The sequence below is a fragment of the Aeromicrobium sp. genome, from assembly GCF_036675695.1.
Lineage (GTDB): Bacteria > Actinomycetota > Actinomycetes > Propionibacteriales > Nocardioidaceae > Aeromicrobium.
This window is the reverse complement of record NZ_JAKFEL010000209.1, coordinates 1-19994: the sequence shown is the minus strand read 5'-3', so window position 1 is coordinate 19994 and position 19994 is coordinate 1. Positions and strand designations below refer to the sequence as shown.

The 19994-nt window shown below is 64.6% G+C and carries 20 protein-coding genes and 1 pseudogene; 13 read left to right on the top strand and 8 right to left on the bottom strand.

Going from position 1 to position 19994, the window contains the following annotated elements; genetic code table 11:
• The 3 genes and pseudogenes from V6M39_RS13245 to V6M39_RS13235 all read left to right on the top strand — a co-directional run.
• Positions 1-196: pseudogene (locus tag V6M39_RS13245) on the top strand (hypothetical protein); the annotation flags it as partial.
• Positions 197-228: 32 nt separating this feature from the next.
• Positions 229-1065 (top strand): DUF5926 family protein, encoded by an 837-nt coding sequence (locus tag V6M39_RS13240; protein ID WP_332644284.1) that lies wholly within the window; start codon positions 229-231, stop codon positions 1063-1065.
• Between the two features lie 75 nt (positions 1066-1140).
• Positions 1141-1734 carry a carboxymuconolactone decarboxylase family protein gene (locus tag V6M39_RS13235; protein ID WP_332644283.1) on the top strand — a complete coding sequence of 198 codons (594 nt, stop codon included), beginning with the start codon at positions 1141-1143 and terminating at the stop codon, positions 1732-1734.
• Here the strand turns inward: V6M39_RS13235 and V6M39_RS13230 are convergent.
• Both V6M39_RS13230 and V6M39_RS13225 read right to left on the bottom strand, forming a co-directional pair.
• The gene (locus tag V6M39_RS13230; protein ID WP_332644282.1) at positions 1703-2617 is read right to left on the bottom strand and encodes a sigma-70 family RNA polymerase sigma factor; all 915 of its coding nucleotides are present in this window, start codon (positions 2615-2617) and stop codon (positions 1703-1705) included. The two genes, V6M39_RS13235 and V6M39_RS13230, sit on opposite strands and share 32 nt — an antisense overlap.
• A 3-nt stretch (positions 2618-2620) precedes the next feature.
• On the bottom strand, positions 2621-3802 hold the full coding sequence (locus V6M39_RS13225; protein WP_332644281.1) for an arginine deiminase: 1182 nt from the start codon (positions 3800-3802) through the stop codon (positions 2621-2623).
• Positions 3803-3953: 151 nt separating this feature from the next.
• On the opposite strand from V6M39_RS13225, the gene V6M39_RS13220 reads away from it, so the two are divergent.
• The 4 genes from V6M39_RS13220 (at position 3954) to V6M39_RS13205 (ending at position 8646) form a co-directional block, all read left to right on the top strand.
• Entirely contained in the window at positions 3954-4664 is a 711-nt protein-coding gene (locus tag V6M39_RS13220; RefSeq protein ID WP_332644280.1) for an HAD family hydrolase, read from the top strand.
• Positions 4661-7144 carry a glycoside hydrolase family 65 protein gene (locus tag V6M39_RS13215; protein ID WP_332644279.1) on the top strand — a complete coding sequence of 828 codons (2484 nt, stop codon included), beginning with the start codon at positions 4661-4663 and terminating at the stop codon, positions 7142-7144. Before V6M39_RS13220 ends, V6M39_RS13215 begins: the two co-directional genes overlap by 4 nt.
• 78 nt (positions 7145-7222) lie before the next feature.
• A complete protein-coding gene (locus tag V6M39_RS13210; protein ID WP_332644278.1) occupies positions 7223-7600 on the top strand; it encodes a hypothetical protein in 378 nt (125 codons plus the stop codon).
• A gap of 41 nt (positions 7601-7641) precedes the next feature.
• On the top strand, positions 7642-8646 hold the full coding sequence (locus V6M39_RS13205; protein WP_332644277.1) for an adenosine deaminase: 1005 nt from the start codon (positions 7642-7644) through the stop codon (positions 8644-8646).
• Here the strand turns inward: V6M39_RS13205 and V6M39_RS13200 are convergent.
• Complete coding sequence (locus tag V6M39_RS13200) at positions 8639-10033, bottom strand: leucine-rich repeat domain-containing protein (protein ID WP_332644276.1); 1395 nt, start codon at positions 10031-10033, stop codon at positions 8639-8641. The genes V6M39_RS13205 and V6M39_RS13200 overlap by 8 nt on opposite strands.
• Positions 10034-10234: 201 nt before the next feature.
• On the opposite strand from V6M39_RS13200, the gene V6M39_RS13195 reads away from it, so the two are divergent.
• Both V6M39_RS13195 and V6M39_RS13190 read left to right on the top strand, forming a co-directional pair.
• Entirely contained in the window at positions 10235-10585 is a 351-nt protein-coding gene (locus V6M39_RS13195; RefSeq protein WP_332644275.1) for an ArsR/SmtB family transcription factor, read from the top strand.
• Between the two features lie 3 nt (positions 10586-10588).
• Positions 10589-11068 carry an SRPBCC domain-containing protein gene (locus tag V6M39_RS13190; RefSeq protein WP_332644274.1) on the top strand — a complete coding sequence of 160 codons (480 nt, stop codon included), beginning with the start codon at positions 10589-10591 and terminating at the stop codon, positions 11066-11068.
• A 52-nt stretch (positions 11069-11120) separates the two neighbouring features.
• Here the strand turns inward: V6M39_RS13190 and V6M39_RS13185 are convergent, their stop codons facing one another.
• Both V6M39_RS13185 and V6M39_RS13180 read right to left on the bottom strand, forming a co-directional pair.
• A complete protein-coding gene (locus V6M39_RS13185) occupies positions 11121-12074 on the bottom strand; it encodes a hypothetical protein (protein WP_332644273.1) in 954 nt (317 codons plus the stop codon).
• 82 nt (positions 12075-12156) lie between these two features.
• On the bottom strand, positions 12157-13770 hold the full coding sequence (locus V6M39_RS13180; RefSeq protein WP_332644272.1) for a phosphatase PAP2 family protein: 1614 nt from the start codon (positions 13768-13770) through the stop codon (positions 12157-12159).
• 87 nt (positions 13771-13857) lie between these two features.
• Here V6M39_RS13180 and serS point away from each other — a divergent pair, with 87 nt between their 5' ends.
• Positions 13858-15126 (top strand): serine--tRNA ligase, encoded by a 1269-nt coding sequence (gene serS, locus V6M39_RS13175; protein WP_332644271.1) that lies wholly within the window; start codon positions 13858-13860, stop codon positions 15124-15126.
• On the top strand, positions 15123-15905 hold the full coding sequence (locus tag V6M39_RS13170; protein ID WP_332644270.1) for an HAD family hydrolase: 783 nt from the start codon (positions 15123-15125) through the stop codon (positions 15903-15905). Before serS ends, V6M39_RS13170 begins: the two co-directional genes overlap by 4 nt.
• A gap of 15 nt (positions 15906-15920) precedes the next feature.
• Here the strand turns inward: V6M39_RS13170 and V6M39_RS13165 are convergent, their stop codons facing one another.
• The 3 genes from V6M39_RS13165 to V6M39_RS13155 all read right to left on the bottom strand — a co-directional run bounded on the left by V6M39_RS13165 (position 15921) and on the right by V6M39_RS13155 (position 18041).
• The gene (locus V6M39_RS13165; protein WP_332644269.1) at positions 15921-16478 is read right to left on the bottom strand and encodes a hypothetical protein; all 558 of its coding nucleotides are present in this window, start codon (positions 16476-16478) and stop codon (positions 15921-15923) included.
• Between the two features lie 75 nt (positions 16479-16553).
• Complete coding sequence (locus V6M39_RS13160; RefSeq protein WP_332644268.1) at positions 16554-17057, bottom strand: bacterial proteasome activator family protein; 504 nt, start codon at positions 17055-17057, stop codon at positions 16554-16556.
• 9 nt (positions 17058-17066) lie between these two features.
• A complete protein-coding gene (locus V6M39_RS13155) occupies positions 17067-18041 on the bottom strand; it encodes an NAD(P)H-quinone oxidoreductase (RefSeq protein ID WP_332644267.1) in 975 nt (324 codons plus the stop codon).
• Between the two features lie 61 nt (positions 18042-18102).
• On the opposite strand from V6M39_RS13155, the gene V6M39_RS13150 reads away from it, so the two are divergent.
• Entirely contained in the window at positions 18103-18879 is a 777-nt protein-coding gene (locus V6M39_RS13150) for a carbon-nitrogen hydrolase family protein (RefSeq protein ID WP_332644266.1), read from the top strand.
• Positions 18876-19931 carry a hypothetical protein gene (locus V6M39_RS13145; RefSeq protein ID WP_332644265.1) on the top strand — a complete coding sequence of 352 codons (1056 nt, stop codon included), beginning with the start codon at positions 18876-18878 and terminating at the stop codon, positions 19929-19931. The genes V6M39_RS13150 and V6M39_RS13145 overlap by 4 nt, the downstream gene beginning before the upstream one ends.
• Positions 19932-19994: the final 63 nt, after the last annotated feature.

The window sequence follows — 19994 nt, the reverse complement described above, 5'->3', positions numbered from 1 at the left end:
GAGCATCAACGGCACCCTGCTCGAGCTCAGCGTGCATGACGGTGGCGTCAGTGAGCCGCTCAAGCCGGTCGACTTCGACGAGGATTCGCTGAGTGGTCGCGGCCTGTCGATCATCAATCGGGTTGCCGATCGCTGGTGGGTCGACATGTCGCAGGGCACGCGCGTCAACGCCGAGCTCGTCATGGGCCTGCACTGATCTCTGCGCCGCCGCCGCATAGACTCCCCCTCGTGGGCAAGAAATCGCGCAACAAGAACAAGACCGTCAAAGAACGTATGCCGTTCGTCGCGCGCACCTTTGAGGGTCTCCCTGGCGAAGCCGACTGGATCGCCCTGCGCGAGTTCGTACCTTCGGCCACCGCGTACGTGAAGCTCAAGACCGGCCAGAAGGTACGCGTCTGCTCCTCGCTGCCGGGGTCGGGTGCCGGCATCGTCCGACCCGACGGTGAGATCTGGCTCGGCCTGCAGGTGGCTCACAACTTCGGCGACATCAGTCGCGACCTGGCCCATGTGGTCGAGACAGGTCTCGAGACCGAGCCCGGCCGGCCCATCCCGCTGACAGATCCGGGCGTCGGTGCCCGTATGCAGGACCTGATCGATCCGGCCAGTCCGTTCGACGTGCAGATGCACGATGGCTTCGACTACTGGGTCGAAGGAGTGGATGACGCTCCCGGCACTGCCGAGGCGCTCGCCGATGCCAATGAGACCATTGCGCCGACCGTACGGCTCGAATCGGTCGACTCGGCGTACTGGACCGAGATGAGTCCGCATCGTTGGCTCCGCTGGGTCATGACCCACGACGAGCAGAATCTGCTCAACGCACTCGCCCGCCTGCGCGTCGCTGGCGCTGACACCCTTGGCGATGGCAGCAAGCTGATCGGTCACTTCCGCGCGCACGGTCTGCTGGTTCCGGTGTGGGAGTTCGAGGTCGACGCGGCTGCGCTGGAGAAGCCTGCGGCTGAGTTCGCCAGGCGGCTCGACGATGCGCTCGCGGACGAGTCACCGCTGACGTCTGAGCAGCGCTCGGCCCGCAGCGCACTCACCAGCCGCCAAGTGACTATTCGCTAGTCCTGTCACGTTTCTGAGGGCTACTTCGTCTGAGGGGTGAGCGGCGCACCGGCGCCGCAGGACAGGAGTCACCCCATGTCTCGTATTCCCGCCCTCAGCCCCCAGGACGCCGGACCGATCATCAAGGTTGGATACCGGATGGCCCGCAAGCAGGTCGGCGAAGTGCCCGAACCCTTCGCCGTGATGGCGCACCACCGCAAGCTCTTCGTTCTCGCCGCTCGTCATGAGCTCGCGCTGCAGAAGGCGATGCACGTTGTCCCGGCGCCGCTGATCGAGCTCGCGGTCTACCGGACGGCATGGACCGTGGGCTGCTCGTGGTGCGTCGACTTCGGCGCGATGCTGCAGCGACTCGACGGGCTCGACATCGACCGGCTCAAGGAGATCGGTGAGTTCGAGAACTCGGACAAGTACACCGAGGACGAGCGCGAAGTCATCCGCTACTCAGATGCCATGACCGCCACCCCGACGACTGTCACGGACGAGCAGGTCGCCTCACTGGTCGCGAAGTACGGCAACGCTGGCGTCCTTGAGCTGACCTACCAGATCTCGCACGAGAACCAGCGAGCTCGGATGAACCACGCACTGGGTATCACTGATCAGGGCTTCAGCTCCGGCGATGCGTGCCGAGTTCCCTGGGCTACGGACGAGCCGGCCAACGCGGGAGCGTGACGCCTGCGTGCTTCTTGGGGTTGGCGATGTCGTAGGAAGCGCACACCTTGCCGTCGCGGACCGCGAACGCGGCGACCCGCGGCGGCGAGCTGAGCTTCTCTGTCTCGCCGGTCCAGCCGAACGTGACGAAGCCAAGCTCTCCGTTGACCAGGACTGGCTCCATCCCCGCGAGCGCGTCCGGACCGTAGCGATTCATCAGTCCGAGATAGAAGCGGGCGAACTTCTCTGCTCCGTGGATGACGTTGACGGCGGTGTTGGTGGTGCCGTTGGCGTCGCCCATCACGATCGCGTCTGGGTGCAGGGTCGCGATAATGGCATCGAGGTCGCCGGTGGCCATCGCCTCGACGAACCTGGTGACAGCTGCGAGGTGTTCTTCGTGTGAGACCGGAGGAGGCGGTTCGGCGACCGCCTTTCGTGCCCGGGACGCCAGTTGACGGGCATTTGCGGTGTCGACGTCGAGGACCTCGGCGATCTCGTCGAATGGAACGTCGAAGGCATCGTGGAGAACGAACGCCACTCGCTGAGCCGGAGGAAGCACCTCGAGTACGACCAGAGCGGCGAACCGAGCATCCTCATCGCGTACGAGGGCGGCGAGCGGGTCGTCTGTCGCGTCGAAGCTCGTGACAACAGGCTCAGGCAGCCACTGGCCCACGTACGACTCCCGCCGCTTGGCAGCTGATCCGAGCCTGTCGAGGCACAACCGGCTGACCACGGTCGTGAGCCATGCCTGCAGGTTGCTGATGTCGGCGTCGGCCCGCTCGAGTCTGAGCCACGCATCCTGCACGGCGTCCTCGGCGTCGACAACGCTTCCGGTCAACCGGTAGGCAACGTTCAGCAGCCGAGGCCGCTCGGTCTCGAAGGCTTGAAGAGTTGCTGTCTGCACGGCTCAGTCGCGGTCGATCGGGCAGGACATGCAACGGGGGCCACCACGGCCCGAGCCGAGCTCTGAGCCGCTGATCGCGATGACCTCGACACCGTGCTCCCTGAGGCGCGCATTGGTCTGTTCGTTGCGCTCGTACGCGACGGCGAGGCGGGGACCGATCGCCAGGGTGTTGTTGCCGTCGTCCCACTGCTCGCGCTCGGCCGTGACCGGGTCGAGACCGGTGTCGATCTGGTGCAGCTTGTCGATCCCCATGGCCTCGGCGGCTGCGTCGAAGAACGACGCCTCGGTGCCGACTACCAGCTCGCCGTTGTCCAACGTGACGGGGTGGGCTCGCAGGTCGTCGGCCATCGTCGGGTAGATCACGACGGTGTCGACGTCGACCATCGTGACGATGGTGTCGAGGTGCATCGTGGCGCGCTCCTGGGCGATCGGCACCGCGAGCACAGTTCGCGCAAGCCCGCCCTCGAGTGCTTCGCGGGCGAATCGCTCGAAGCCAGCGGGGGTCGTACGTTCGCCCACGCCGACCGCGAAGACGCCGGGCGCCAGGAGCAGGACGTCGCCTCCTTCGAGGTGCTCGAGATGTGGTCCGTGGGCGCGGGGGGTGCCGACAAACCGCGGATGGTGCTCGTAGATCAGGCCAGTCAGCTGGGTCTCGCGTACGCGGGCAGGCATCGCGAGGCTGGTGACCGCGACACGTCCCGGAAGCCAGACCGATGAGTCGCGGGTGAACAGCAGATTGGGAAGCGGGTCGATCAAGAAGCTCTCCGGCGGGAGCAGGCTGGTGACGATGCTGCGGAAGCTCGTGACCTCGTCGTTGCGGAGTCCGGCCGTCAGCGTCAGGGCGAGCTCAGTCGGTGCTTGATCGCTCATGACCCGAGCAATGTGGGCGCGCAGCCCGTCACCGAGACGCAGGCTTGAGGTGGTCGACTCGATGATGCCGGCGCGTACGTCGGAGTCGACGAGCGACTCGGCGAGCAGGTCCATCAGGTAGAGGACTTCTACGTCGTGGTCGCGAAGCGCTTGGGCGAACGCGTCGTGCTCCTCCTGAGCGCGGCCCACCCACGGGACACCGTCGAACAGCAGCGAGTCGTTGTTGCGCGGAGTCAGTCGGGCTAGCTCGGGACCAGGGCGGTGCAACATGACCGTACGCAGTCGCCCGACTTCACTGTCTGCACCCAACGCCATTGCAACACCCTAGTGAACGGGGTGGCTGGGCACGAATGGTCCTTGGGTGACTGAGGTCGGGGTCTTCGACCCGGGCAATCTCGTTGAAGCGTTAAGGGAGGAGTTGGGCGTTGGACATCGCTCGGCAACATGGCGGCCGTACGCTTGATGTGTGGACTGGAACGACTACGACGCTGCCCTGTTCGACCTTGACGGCGTGATCACGCCGACGGCCGACGTACACATGCGCGCCTGGGCACAGATGTTCGGTGAGTTTCTGCTGAACCGGGGCGTCACCCAGCCGTACGTCGACGCCGACTACTTCACCTACGTGGACGGGAAGCCGCGCTATGACGGCGTACGCAGCTTCCTCGAGTCGCGGGGTATCGAGCTGCCCGAGGGCAAGCCGACTGACGAGCCGACGGCAGAGACCGTCGCTGGCCTCGGCAATCGCAAGAACGCCGTGTTCGAGCAGATTCTCGAGACCGAGGGCGTCGAGGCCTATCCGGGCTCGGTCAAGCTCGTGCAAGCGCTGGTCGGTCGCGGGGTCAAGGTCGCGATCGTGTCGAGTTCACGCAACGCGCCGGCGGTGCTCAGGGCCGCCGAGATGATCGACTACTTCCCCGTCATCGTCGACGGTCGCGTGGCCGCCGAGCGCTACCTCGCCGGCAAGCCCGCACCCGATACCTTCCTCGATGCTGCTCGCCAGCTCGACGTACCCAAGGAGCGCGCCGTCGTGCTTGAGGACGCGCTGTCCGGCGTCGCTGCCGGCCACGCGGGCGACTTCGGTCTGGTGATCGGAGTGAACCGCGGAGTTGGTGCAGATGCACTGCTCAAGAACGGTGCGGACATCGTCGTCGACGATCTGGAGGAGCTCCTATGAGCCCGTCACATGTCGCGCCGACGCAGCACGAGTTCCTGGATCGGGCGCGGTTCCCAGTCGACGAGTGGCGTCTCGTCGAACGACACATCAACCCAGCTGACCTCGGCACCACCGAGACGCTGTTTTCGGTGGGCAACGGCTATCTCGGCATGCGCGGCAACGTCGACGAGGGTCGCGACTCGTTCTCGCACGGCACGTTCATCAACGGCTTCCACGAGACCTGGCAGATCCATCACGCCGAAGAGGCTTTCGGCTTCGCCAAGGTTGGCCAGACGATCGTCAACGCACCGGACGCCAAGGTCATCCGGCTCTACGTCGACGACGAACCGCTGTTGCTGCCGATCGCCGATCTCGTCGAGTACGAGCGCGACCTCGATTTCCGTTCCGGCGTCATGTCGCGTTCGATCCTGTGGCGTACGCCCGGCGGCAAGAGGGTTCAGATCAAGTCGCGCCGCATGGTGTCGTTCACCCAGCGCCACCTCGCGGTGCTGACGTTCGAGGTCACGATGCTCGACGACTACGCGCCGGTCGCAATCTCCTCGCAGATCCTCAACCGTCAGGACGGTGAGGACGAGTATCACGTCCGGTCGATGGCAATGGGCGAAGGCGTCGACCCTCGCAAGGCCAACGAGATGCGCCACCGGGTGCTCCTCCCGGAGGGCAACTCGGGCAATCTCGCCGATGGCCGCGTCACATTGGGCTACAAATGCGCCGAGAGCGGGATGACACTCGCGGTCGCCGCTGATCACCGGCTCGAGACGGCCAACGCGTACACCAAGCGGATCCAGACCGACGATGACCTGGCCAAGCTGACCTACCGGATCGATGCCGAGCCGGGACAACCGATCACACTGACCAAGCTCGTCAGCTATCACACGTCGCGTGGAGTCCCCTCGCGTGAGCTGCTCGACCGCTGCTGCCGCACCCTCGACCGGGCGCAGGAGGAAGGGCTCGACAAGCAGTTCGCCGACCAGCGCGCGTACCTCGATGAGTTCTGGGCTCGCTCCGACATCGAAGTGGCAGGTCAACCCGACGTACAGCAGGCGCTGCGTTGGAATCTCTTCCAGATCGCCCAGGCATCGGCGCGCGCTGAAGGCACCGGCATACCGGCCAAGGGTGTGACTGGCTCGGGCTACGGCGGTCACTACTTCTGGGACACCGAGGTCTACGTCCTGCCGTTCCTGACCTATACGACTCCGCGGGCCGCCCGCAACGCGCTGCGCTTCCGCTACACACTCCTCGACTCGGCACGCAAGCGTGCGAAGGACCTGGCGCAGAAGGGTGCGCTGTTCCCGTGGCGGACGATCAACGGCGAGGAGGCCTCGGCCTATTACGCCGCAGGCACCGCGCAGTATCACATCGACGCCGACATCTCGTATGCGTTGAGCCAGTACCTCGCGGCCACCGGTGACGTCGACTTCCTGACCCGAGAAGGCATCGACATGCTCGTCGAGACGGCCCGTATGTGGGTTGACCTCGGCTTCTGGCGCAACGAAGAGGACGGCACGTTCCACATCCATGGAGTGACCGGTCCGGACGAGTACACGACGGTGGTCAACGACAACCTCTTCACCAACGTGATGGCGCGCTTCAACCTGCGTCGCGCGGCGGCGGCCGTACGTGAGCTCGCGATCCGCGATGGCGTCGAGTACGACCAGGTCGTCTCGCGACTCGAGCTCGAGGAGTCCGAGATCGTTGCCTGGGAGCGGGCTGCCGATGACATGGCGATTCCGTTCGACGAGCACCTCGGCGTGCACCCACAGGACGAGCACTTCCTGGAGCGTGAGGTGTGGGACCTCGAGAACACGCCGTTGGAGAAGCGACCGCTCCTGCTGAACTATCACCCGCTGGTGATCTACCGCTTCCAGGTGCTCAAGCAGGCCGATGTGGTGCTGGCTCTGTACCTGCAGGGGGACGAGTTCACCGCAGAGGAGAAGCGCGCCGACTTCGAGTACTACGACCCGATCACGACTGGAGACTCGACGCTCTCGGCAGTCGTGCAGTCGATCATCGCGGCCGAAGTCGGCTATCACGACCTGGCGCTCCGCTATTTCATGTCGGCGCTGTTCGTCGACCTAGCCGACCGCCACCAGAACACGTCCGATGGCGTACACGTCGCGTCGACCGGAGGCGTGTGGAGCTCGCTGGTCGCCGGCTTCGGTGGGTTCCGCGATCACGGTGGCGTCTTCAGCATCGACCCGCGGCTGCCCGAGACATGGGACTCGCTTGCCTACCGCGTCACGTTGCTCGGCACCCGGGTCAAGGTGACCGTACGTGCCGACGAGCTCCAGCTCGAGGTCGAAGAGGGCAAGCAGGCCACGCTGCGCGTACGTGGCGAGGACGTCACCGTCCTCCCCGGTGACCCGGTCACGGTCCCGCTCAACGGACAGGGTCCGCGACTCGACGGTGAACCGCCGCCCGTGCCCGGCCGCCGTCGTTCGGACGGCACGATCATCTCGGCAATTGTTCCCGGGACGTAGATAGCTCAATCGGGCGAATTTCGGCTGTTCGTAGGGCGGAAATGCCGAGAAGGTGTAAACATCGAAGATGTGTTCACCGTGACCTGGAAGACCGCGACCGGCGAGAGTGGCAAAGTCGTGCTGGTTGGCGACGACAAGTGGACGTTCGGTCGCTCCGGAGGTGCGGAAAAGAACACGGTGACCGCTGACGATCCCGCGGTCAGTCGTACCGCCCTTGTGATCCGTGACAGCGGTCCGGGCCCTGTCGTGTTCCGTGGCCAGATCGACAACGGTGCCAAGGTCGCGCTGATCAGCGTGATCGGATCGACGACCTGGCTCGAAGAAGGCACGGCCGGCAACCTCACCGCCGAGGAGAACCGGGTCGAGTTCTCGATGGGTGACGAAGTACTGGTCACTGTCGACGTGACATTCGACAATCGAGGCACGGTCATCGAACGCCAGCAAGCCGCCGAATAGCCCACTCCCTGACGCCTGCTGCGCGGGAATAGTGTGAGTCTGTGACTTTCATCGAGGGGCTCCCCAAGGCGGAGCTGCATGTCCACCATGTTGGATCCGCGTCACCGAGCACCGTCGCAGAGCTGGCCGCACGGTATGAGGGCGACACCCCCGTCCCGGCCGATCCTGCGCTGCTGGCCGACTACTTCACGTTCACCGACTTCGGTCATTTCATCGAGGTCTACCTCGCTGTGGTCGATCTGCTCCGCACGCCCGAGGACCTCTGGACGCTCACTTATGATGTCGCTCGAGACCTGGCAGCGCAGAACGTGCGGTACGTCGAGCTGACCTGCACGCCCTACACATCGATCGCGGTTGGCATCTCCGCCGAGGCCTACTGCGAGGCTCTGGAGGATGCGCGGCGCAAGGCCGAGGTCGACTTCGGCATCGTGATGCGCTGGATCTTCGACATCCCGGGCGAGTCAGGGGTTCCGTCGGCTGACATCACGCTCGACACGGCGCTGCGCCTCCGTCCCGATGGCCTCGTGGGCTTCGGTCTTGGCGGGCCCGAGGTTGGGGTGCCGCGTCCTCAGTTCGCGCCGCATTTCGAGCAGGCGATTGCTGCAGGTCTGCGCTCGGTGCCGCATGCCGGCGAGTCGACCGGACCCGAGACGATCTGGGACTCGATCAACTACCTGCATGCCGAACGGATCGGGCACGGCATCGCCGCCGCGCAGGACCCGGCGCTGATGGCATACCTCGCCGAGAACCAGATCACGCTCGAGGTCTCCCCCACGTCCAACGTGTGCACGCGCTCCGTAGCCTCGCTGGCGGAGCACCCGTTGCCGACGCTGGTGGCGGCTGGCGTACCCGTGACGATCAACTCCGACGATCCGCCGATGTTCGGTACGACGCTCAACGCGGAGTACGCGATCGCTGCGGACCTGTTGGGACTGGATGACGCCGGAGTGGCCGAGCTGGCGCGTGCCTCCGTACGGGCATCGTTCGCCGATGACGCCGTGAAGCGTGATCTTCTCGCCGAGATCGACGCCTACGTCGCTATCTGACGTACGTCACGTACTTCACGATGGTGCTGGTTCGGTCCCAGTCTGAGTCGTAGCCCGAGACACGTACGCTCCGAGTTCCGTAGTTGGTCGTCGACTTGAAAGTCACCCATTTGGCGACCGTGCCAACCGAGTTGGCGCGTCCTACGTAGCGGGTCACGCCACCGAGGATGATCTTGACCCGCTGGTACTTCTTGAAACCAGTAGCAACCACCGGAAAGCTCTCGCCACGGTGAACTGTCGTCGATGCCAGGACCAGGCGCTTGTACGGCGAGCTGATCCGCGTTGTCGTCGGCGATGTCTTGACCAACGGGTCTGTATCCAGGTAGGTCGCCTTCACAGTGACACTCAGGCGCCGACCGGCGTCCGTCTTCTTTGGGATGTAGGTCGCGGAGGTGGCACCGACGATCGGTGTGCCGTCGACATTCCACTGGTAGCCCAGTGTGGCGTCGGACTCGACCGGACCGGGTACCGCGGTCAACGTATAGGTTTCGCGCGTCTTCCCGGTGATGGTTGGTGCGAAGCCTTCGAGGTAGGGCTCGGTCGTGTAGCCGTGCCACGGTGATGCGAAACTGGCCGCGTATTCGGGCCGGTATCGCACGACGAGCGATCCACTGGCCGTGTCGAACGACTCTTCCGCTGTGCCGGCATCGAAGACCGTTGGTGCAGCTCCGGAAAACGCCACCGAGCTCAGCCCAGAGTTGAAGTCGAATGATCTATTGCCGATGCTGGTGACACTGCTCGGGACGGTCACGGCGCTCAGTGAGTTGCCCCAGAACGCGTAGGTACCGATGGAGGTGACGCCATTGGGGATCTTGATGCTGGTCAGAGCATTCGACTCGAACGTGCTCTCCGGAATAGTGGTCAGGTTGCTCGAGAGCGTCGCGGTGGCGATGTTGTTGATGGCGAAGACGTTCTGGCCCATCGACGTGACGCTGTCGGGGATAACGATCGCCGTGAGGTCGTTCCCCGCGAACGCCGTCGAACCGATTGCGGTGACGGTGTTGGGGATCGTGAAGTTGGTGAGGGAGTTCAGCCCGAAGGAGTTTTGGCCGATGGACGTGAGGTCGGCCTCGATCGTGACACTGGCCAGACCCTTGTCGTAGAAGGCTTGAAAACCGACCTTCTTGACTGCGTACTCGGTGCCTTCGATAGTCACTGATTGGGGGATTGTGACGTCGGGTCCGAAGGACTCGTCGTAGGCAGTGACCGTTGCACCCTGCTCGGGCGCTGCATCATTCGCCGTGAAGGTCACGCCCTTTTCGGAGGTGACGGTCACAGTGACGGCATGTGCGGAGGGCGCCATCAGTGTCATGACCCCGAACACGGCGGTCAGAGCCGCAAGCAGTGCAGCGAGTCGGATCTGGGTGGAGAGTTTGCTCCCGAGCATGTGGGATTCCTTCTGTGCGAATTTCGCGAAACCAGGGCTGTTGTTGGACGCTCGCATCAGTTTCCGAGCAAGCGTTCGGAAACCACGATAGATGAAAGTGCACAGTTTGGCGAGCGCTTGGTCTGACTGTGATGGGAGTCATGGTCTTGACGGCATCCATAACCCTGTGGTTATCTATAACCAAGTAGTTATGGAGATGTGATGAACGAAGATCAGCTCGACCTCGTGTTCGGCGCCCTGGCCGACCGGACCCGCCGCGCCATCCTGGCCCGGCTCGCCGAGACCGACGCCAACGTCGGCGACCTCACGGCACTGTTCACGATGTCTCAGCCAGCTGTCTCCAAGCACCTCAAGGTGCTCGAGCAAGCCGGGCTGATCTCACGTAACCGGCAGGGCACGATGCGGCTGAGCCACCTCCAGGCCGAACCGCTCAAGGACGCGACCGGCTGGCTGGCGGACTACCGCACGTACTGGAGCGAGAGCTATGACCGGCTCGACCAGCTCTTCGAATCACTCAACGAAACCAAACTCAACGAAACCAGCGAGGAGTAGGACATGAACACGACGGACACCCTGAAGATCACCGGAGCCCCGGGTACGCAGAACATCGAGATGACGCGGGAGTTCAACGCCACCCGTGAGCAGCTCCTGGCTGCCCATACAGATCCCGATCTGTACGCGCAGTGGGTCGGACCGGACGACTACGAGATGACGATCAACCAGTTCGAGCCGCACCACGGTGGCGGTTACTCGTTCACCCACCGCAATCCCGAGGGCAACGAGTTCAGCTTTCGTGGCGTCTTCCATGGGGATCCGACAGTCGAAGGCTTCAGCCAGACGTTCGAGTACCTCGGCACTCCGGGGGACGTCTTCTTCGAACGGTTCTGGTTCGAGGACCTCGGCAACGGTCGTACGTTGCTCCGGGGCGTGTCGACCGCAGGAAGCGAAGAGGCGCGTGACGCCATGATGGAAGCCATGGTGGACGGTGTAGTCGACGGCTACGCCAAGCTCGACGCGTTGCTGGAGTCGCTCTGATCGATGCTCTCGAGAATCACACAGCGGTGGTCACGCCAATCTGCCACCCGAGCTACTGATCTGGAAGCGGCGGCGTTCCATCCCACCAGGACAGCACTCGAAGGCATCTGAGTGTCGTCCAGCGGCTGGGCCCGGCTGGCTCCATTTGGAACCATGTGCGACCCGGGTAGGGCCGGTGCCGGTGCCAGCTTCCGTCGGTCCGACGAGCGTTTCGAACCAGGTCCACCGCGTCCTGCAACCGATCGTCATGGGTTGCAGACACCGAGTGGAAGTACTCCAGGCCGCGGAGCACATCGAAATGCCACTGCGGTGGGAACGGGAACCGGGTGAAAGTCTCGTCCGCGACCTGGGCGGTCCGGTGGGACTTGAAGAGTCGATGACGCAGGAAGAACTCCTCGCCTTTCGCCAGCGCAGCCTTCACCGGGATCTCGCCCGCTTCTTGGTATGCGAGCAACGCCTCCATCACCGTGATGCTCGTGTGGAAGGACCCGTGATTGGAGCCAGAACGGATCGTCTCGCAATTCCATCCGCCATCTGCGAGCTGCTCGTTCAGCAGCCAGTTGACGGTTCGGTCGACCCTGCCCTCGGCGCAGCCGAACGTGGTGGCGAGCAGGACGAGCATCCCGGTGATGCAAGTCTCGGGCTCCCGGATGCTCTTCGCGAAGTTCAGGCCACCCTCGTAGTCCGATGCTGCCTCCCAGAGTCGCTCACAGCCATGGCGTGCCTGGCTGTTGCTGGGGGCGAGTCCGAGCTGGCGCAGGAGAAGCAGCGTGTATGTCGTGGAGGTCCACTTGGGACTGTAGAGGGCTCCTGCCCAGAGACCGTCCGCATCTTGCGCTGCGAGGAGCCTGGCTCCCCAACCTTCGGTCCCCACCCGCTCCCGCTCGGCGGCCACCTGGGCGGGCGGCGATCCGATCAGGTGCTGCATGACCTGCCAACGGATGCTCGGGTCGCCCGCGAGCAACCACTCCTTGAGCCCGTCTTCGGCCAGTGAGTCGGTCACCATGGCCGCACTCTAAGCCCGCCCGCGCCGTTGTGTGGCAGATTCAGTGCGCGTGCGCGACAGCGATGCGCGGGACGACCGAGGCTCAGAACTGGGCAGGCGCCAAGGCAACTGGCACTCGTACGAGGAGCACTCCCGGCTGCACCTCGGCAGTGATCTCGAGGCCTTCGCCCACGGGGTCACCGTCGAGCTGCATCGGCACTGGCTTCTCGGCGCGGATGACGACCTTGTGGCCGGTGAGTCGAGCGAGCTGCTCATTCGTACGCCGCCGGCGGCCGATCACTCGAACCAGGATCGCGAACCAACCAATGAAACGCTTGGGTGCGATGACGACGACGTCCAGCAGGCCGTCGTCGATCTGGGCATCAGGCAACAGCGGAATGCCGCCCTGCAGGAAGCCCACATTGCCGACCACCACGGTGCGGGCCCTGAACTTCTTGAACTCGCCGTCGTCGACCGCGATCTGCACCTTCATCGCGGGGTAGCGCGCCGCCTTGATGCCTGAGACGAAGTACGCGAGCCAGCCGACCTTCTCCTTGAGCTGGTCGTCGACGCCGTCCATGATCATGGCGTCCATGCCGAGCCCGGCCATCACCAAGAAGCACGTGTCAGTGCCGGAATCAGTCTTGTACGTGCCGAGGTCGACCGCCCGGTCCTGACCGCTGAAGGCGACGTCGAGAGCATCGCGAGTGTTGAGCGGTATGCCGAGGTTGCGGGCGAGCAGGTTGCCGGTGCCGTGGGGCAGGATGCCGACGGCCACGCCCGTACGAGCGACTTCTTCACACACCGCGCGGACCGTACCGTCGCCGCCGGCCGCGAGGATCAGATCGACTTCGGCTTCGAGCGCGGCAAGGGCCTGACCGTAGCCGGGGTCCTCGATCGTCGTCTCGAACCAGAGTGGCTCGCTCCATCCGTCGCGAGCTGCGACGAAACGTACGCGCTCCTTGAACTCTTCGACGTCGGCGATCTTGGACGGATTGAGGATGACCGCAACCCGCTTGCGGCCCGAGCCCGTCAACACTGCGAGCTCGTGGGGCAGCCGGGTCGCGTCGGTGACGAGCAGCAGCCACAGCCCGAGAGTGACCGCGATGCCAAAGCTGAAGCCGGCGGTCACATCGCTGAGGTAGTGAACGCCGAGGAAGATCCGGCTCGCGCCGACGCCGAGACCGAGCAGCACGAGGACGGCGATCATGATGCGACGACGCCAGCCGCGGCCCGTGATGACGATCGCAATCAGCACGGCGATCGTGAAGAACATCGCCGAACCCGCGGAGTGACCACTGGGAAAGGAGAACCCACCGATCTCGTGCAGCGGGTTGTCGTAGTTGGGGCGCTCACGCCGGAAGATCAGTTTGAGGAGCGCGTTGCCGCCGATCGCGACGATGCCGCTGACCGTGATCCAGAGTGCGACCTGGCGCTCACGGCGATACAGCGCGAACGCCGCTCCGAGTGCGAGGGCAATGCTGATCCACAGGTTGCTGAAGATGAGCGCGACCACATCAAGGAAGGTGACGAGGCCAGGACGTTCGTTGCTGAAGTCGTACGCGGCATCGCCGACGTTGTCATCGATCGACTGGAGTGCATCGAGGCCGGTGGAGACGAACACCGCGAGAAGAACGAAGACGACGGTCAGCCCGGCAATGATGCGCGTGAGTGCACCTGCGCGACTGGGCTCGGCACGACGCAGGTCGAACGACACGGCTCCTCGCTTCTTCCGGGCTGATCAGAGTCGCCCCAGCGTATATGGAGCGCGAAGTCGTCCTCCCCTGGCAGATAGGCTGGAGGCGTGATTGACCCCCGAATACTGCGAGAAGACCCTGACGCCGTACGTGCAGCTCAACGCCGCCGCGGTGAGTCTGCTGACATCGTCGACGAGCTCATCGCCGCTGACGAGCAGCGCCGGTCGTCGATCGCGACGTTCGAGGCTGTACGCGGTGAGCAGAAGAATCTCGGCAAGCTGATTCCCAAGGCGCAAGGCGACGAGAAGACTGAGCTGCTTGCCCGTACCAAGGAGCTGAGCCAGCAGGTCAAGGACGCCGAGGCTGCGCAGACGCAGGCCGCCGACACGTTCGACCAGCTGATGAAGCAGCTGCCCAACCTCGCCTCGGCCGATGCGCCCCAAGGTGGCGAGGATGACTTCGTCGTGCTCGACACGGTGGGCACGCCGCGCGACTTCGCGGCGGAGGGCTTCGAGCCGCGTGACCACCTCGAGCTCGGCACGATGCTCGGTGCGATCGACACCGAGCGCGGTGCGAAGGTCAGCGGGGCCCGGTTCTACTACCTGACCGGTGTTGGCGCCCAGCTTGAGCTCGCGTTGACCCAGGTCGCAATGAGCAAGGCCGCCGCCTGGGGATTCACGCCGATGATCCCGCCCGCACTGGTCAAGCCGCGCGCGATGGAGGGCACCGGCTTCCTCGGCCAGGCCGCCGATGACGTCTACTACCTCGAGAAGGACGATCTCTACCTCGTTGGTACGTCGGAGGTGCCGCTCGCGGCCTATCACTCAGACGAGATCCTCGAGGCTTCGCTGCTGCCGAAGCGCTACGCCGCCTTCAGCCCCTGCTACCGGCGCGAAGCCGGGTCGTACGGCAAGGACACCCGCGGCATCTTCCGCGTGCACTGGTTCGACAAGGTCGAGATGTTTGTCTACACGACGCTCGACCAAGCGGCCGCCGAGCACGAGCGCCTCCTTGGCTGGGAGCGCGACTGGCTCGATGCCCTCGAGCTGCCCTACCGCGTCATCGACGTCGCCTCGGGTGACCTCGGGCTCTCAGCGATCCGCAAGTTCGACTGCGAGGCGTGGATCCCGACGCAGGGCAAGTACCGCGAGGTCTCGTCGGCCTCCAACTGCACCGAGTTCCAGAGCCGCCGGCTCGACATCCGCGTACGCGGTGAGGACGGTACGGCTCCGGCTGCCACGCTCAACGGAACGCTCTGCGCCATGACCCGCACGATCATCGCGCTGCTCGAGAACGGTCAGCAGGCTGACGGATCCGTACGCCTGCCCGCTGTGCTGCATCCATATCTGGGTGAGGTCCTGAGGCCGCTCGCGTGAGCTGGCGGCCCAAGCTCGTCGCTCTCGACGTGGACGGAACGCTCGTCGACGGCGACAACGTGATGACGCCCGCGGTACGCGAGTCCGTGCGCGCCATCCGTGACTCCGGTATCGAGACCGTCATCACGACCGGCCGGGCGATCCCGGGCGTGCTCAACACCGCGGCCCTGCTCGACTTCGACGATGCCTACGCGATCGCCAGCAATGGCGCGATCGTGTTCACGTACAACCCGGTCGAGATCCTCAACCTGGTGACCTTTGACGCGAGCGAAGCCGTACGACGCGTGCTCGAGCATGTGCCTGATGCGCTCGTTGCGGTCGAGGACATCGGGGTGGGCTACCGGCTCAACAAGCCGTTCCCGTCGGGAGAGATCAACGGCAAGATGACGGTCGAACCGGTTGAGTCGCTGATCTCCGAACCGGTGACGCGCGTCGTCATACGTTCACCCGAGCACAGCCAGAAGGAATTCGCGACCCTGGTCGAGGACCTTGGGCTCTCCGACACCAACTACTACATCGGCTACACGGCCTGGCTCGACCTCGCGCCAGAAGGTGTCAGCAAGGCGTCCGGACTGGCGTTCCTCTGCGACCGTCTGGGGATCACCCCGGCCGACGTGCTGGCTGTCGGCGACGGCAACAATGACGTCGAGATGGTGAAGTGGGCAGGCCGGGGCGTGGCGATGGGCAACGGACCTGCGTCACTGCTGGCCGTCGCCGATCACGTCACTGGCACGGTCGAAGAAGAAGGCCTGGTGGCCGAGCTTCAGCGCTACCTCTGAGTCAACGAACGGAAATCAGGCGACCTGGCTCGACTCGAGTCCGTCGAAGCAGTCCAGTACGTCGTCGATCGTCGGCAGTGAAGGAATGCTGGCCAGTCCTGACGCACCATCCTTCTTCATCTCGCGGGCGCGTCGCATGTGCCGCTTGATGGTTGACGTCGAGCAGTCCAGTCGCTCAGCCAATTGACCGCAGGTGTCCTTGGGGTAGGCGTGGCGCATTGACATCACGGCATCGTGACTCAGTGGGCCGCCACCCACGCGGGCTCCACCGAAGGGGAACGCTGGCTGTGCGACCTGGATGCCGAGCTCAGCCCGCATTTTCTGCCGATCGGTCTCGCTGGTGCAGGCGACAAAGCCCGACACGTCGACCTCGACGACTGCGCGGTAGAGGCAGTCGACCATCAGCGGGCAGCCAGCGCACTTGCGGTGCGCGGATGCTCGCTTGGCCGACAGCTGTGCCCACTCGGCCGCGGACACTTCATGTCGCGCAGGCGGATTGTGCAGGTTCTCGTCGTGGAATACCTCCGGCTCAAAAATGCACGGAGGCGTCGTCGTTTCGTCAACGATGGTCATGGGCTCCCTCTTCCCAATCGACTGACGCCTGCTGTTTCTCCCTCAGACGGCGCCAGTTCACATCTGACTCTAATTCTAGAGGTACATTCCGTTCGGATCGTTGGAAGTGCCTGTTGTAGTCGAATCGTCACCTTTGGTGTCGTTTGGACCCGGTAGCGCCAATCGCATGTTCTGGAACTGAGCCTGAGCCTGAACTTGCTGGGCATACAGGGCCGCTTGAATGCCGTGGAAGAGCCCTTCGAGCCAGCCGACAAGCTGGGCCTGAGCGATCCGGAGCTCACCCTCGGAGGGTGTCTCGTCGTTGAAGGGCAGGCTCAGGCGCTCGAGCTCGTCGACCAGCTCAGGTGCGAGCCCGTCCTCGAGCTCCTTGATGGACTGCAGGTGGATGTCGCGGAGGCGTACGCGGCTGGCCTCGTCGAGCGGCGCTGCCTTGACCTCGTCGAGGAGCTGGCGAATCATCCCGCCGATGCGCATGACCTTGGCGGGTTGGGCGACCAGGTCTGAGAGGGAGGTTTCAGATGGGGTCGCCGGAACCGGCTGGCCGTCGGGACCGATGGTCTCTGGCTGCTCTTCAGTCATGCATTCACCCTAGTTGAGCGTCAGAAGGACCTTGCCGGTGTGGGAGGAGTCCTCCAGCACCTGGTGTGCAGCACGTACGTCTTCGAGCGGATAGGTCGCGTGGATGATCGGCCGTACGGTGCCATCTGCAACCAGTGGCCATACCTGCGCCACCATCGCGGAAACGATCGCGGCCTTCTCGGCCGTCGGCCGTGCGCGCAGCGACGTTGCCATGACCGCGGCACGCTTGGTCAGCAGCGCACCGATGTCGAGCTCGCCCCGGAGCCCGCCCTGCAGCCCGATGATCACCAGCCGGCCCGCGGTCGACAGCACCGAGATGTTGGCGGCGAGGTACTTCGCACCGATGATGTCGAGGATGACGTCGGCCGTGACGCCCTGCTCCTTCAACACCTCGGCAAAGTCCTGCTCGCGGTAGTTGATGACGATGTCCGCACCCAGCTCGCGACAGAATGCCGCCTTCGCCTCCGAGCCGACCGTCACTGCGACGCGGGCACCGAAGGCTTTGCCGAGCTGGATGGCCATCGTGCCTATCCCGCTGCCGCCGCCGTGGGCGAGCAGTGTCTCGCCGTTGTCGAGCTTGCCCATCATGAACACGTTCGACCAGACGGTGCAGGCGACTTCCATCAGCCCTGCAGCGTCGAGGAGCGAGACGCCACGAGGTACGACGGCAACCTGTCCGGCCGGTACGGCGACGTACTCGGCGTACCCACCACCGCTGAGCAGCGCGCACACCTGCGTACCGGGTGGGAGATCGGTGACGCCTTCGCCGACTGCGGCGATGGATCCTGAGCACTCGAGCCCGAGGACTGGAGTGGCACCGGGCGGCGGGTCGTACAGGCCGCGGCGTTGCATGAGGTCGGCGCGGTTGACCCCCGCCGCAGTGACCTCGATCAGGACCTCGCCGGGGCCTGGTTCGGGCACCGGGAGGTCGACCACCTCAAGGGAGTCGACATCGCCTGGCTGGGAGACCACTACGGCACGCATGCTCGTACGCTACCCACCCGTTCGGCTGGGCAGTCAGGCTGCACCTGCCAAGATTGCACTTATGCGTGTCGCACTGGTCCAGCTCGTCTCGGCGACGGACTCTGCGACCAACCGCACTGAGATTGCAGGCCAGCTGGCCGCACTCACCCAATCGGACGCCCTCGACCTGGTCGTGCTGCCCGAGGGAGCGATGCATGACTTCGGCGCGCCGGACCTCGATCTGGCGCCTGTCGCCGAGACCCTCGATGGACCGTTCGTACAACTGCTGACGACCGAGGCGCAGCGGCTTCAGACGACGTTCGTTGCCGGCATGTTCGAGCGGACCGACGGCTTGCCGTACAACACCCTGGTTGTTGTTGATGCGGATGGTCTGCGCGCGACATATCGCAAGATCCATCTGTACGACTCGTTCGGCTATCGCGAGTCCGATCGGCTCTCTGCGGGCGCGATCGAGCCTGTGGTGGTCGAGATCGCTGGGCGGCCTGTCGGCTTGATGACCTGTTATGACCTGCGCTTCCCCGAGCACGCTCGTGCGCTGGTTGACGCCGGCGCCGAGCTGCTCGTCATTCCGGCAGCGTGGGTTGCCGGTGAGCACAAGCTTCACCACTGGCGGACCCTGTTGACGGCGCGCGCGATCGAGAACACCGTGCACGTTGTCGCTGCCGCGCAGGGCGGCGACCGCTACACCGGGCACTCCGCGGCGATCGATCCCTGGGGCTCTATCGTTGTCGAGGCCGAGGATGCCCCAGCGATCCTGCGAGCGGTGCTCGAGGCCAAAGACGTAACGAATGCGCGCGAGGTCAACCCATCGCTTGCCAACCGAAGGATCAGGTCATGAGCCGTACGCCGAAGGGTGGACGACGCAAGCTGGACTCGTCGGTTCCTCCCGCGTACGACGTGCCGACCCGCGAGCCTCGAATCGAGTCACCGCGGACGGTTCGATTGATCATGGTGCTGACGTTCCTCGCCTGGGTCGTCGGCACGGTTGGAGCTGGCACGGCAGTTGTTGCCGTCGACAGCCCGACGTGGGTCGAGCGGCCATCTGCGGCGCTGCTGATGGTTGTCTTCACGATCGGGCTGACGCATCGAGGTGGCGGGTTCATGCGCATCTGGCTGCCCCTCGCGACGCTGCTCGGGTTGCTGGCTGTGGTCCTGGAGACCAACATGCTGCTCGCCGCTTCGGCCGCAGTCACCGCTGTCCTTGCGGCGGTGTGGGCGGTGTTGGTCACGCGTCCGGCTAGCTCGGTGATTGGTGCAATGCGCGAGTACATCGTCACCCTCGTGGTCGCACTCAGCGGAACGCTCGCCGTCGCCGCCTGGAATGCGCCGGTCAACTACCAGCGCTTCAACCTCGCCGTGCTGATCGTTGCCCTCGGCCTCGCGATCACGCTGGTGTGGAACCTTGGCGCTGGCCTTCACGGCCTGGGTAGGCAGCACTTCCTGATTCTGGCTGGCATTGCCGCAGTCGTGGTCCTGGTCCTCGTCTACAGCAGCTTCGTTCGGAGCAATGGCTCGCAATCGCTCGTACGGGCGATCGACGAAGCCGTGATCTGGATGCGCACTCACATTGACGGCGTGCCCAGGCCGGTCGAGGTGTTCGTGGGCTTCCCGGCGCTGATCGTCGGCGTCTCCCTGCGGTCCAGACGCCGCGAGGGTTGGTGGGTGCAGGTGTTCGCGGTCATTGGCACAGGAGTGCTGGCGACATCTTTGGTCACGCCCGGAGCGTTCCCCACGTACATCGGTCTCTCGACGCTCTACTCGGCGATCTTGGGTCTGATCGTGGGCATGATCATCAGGCATCAAGTGATGAAAGTACGGTCCGAGCGAGCGGCCAGAGCGATCGAGGACATCGTACGAGTGGAGCCACCTCGCTTCGCTCCACTCAAGTAGTGCGACAATTTATCCCGGCGCAGCACCTTGGTGCTGCCACCCAGGAGGGGTGCCGGAGCGGCC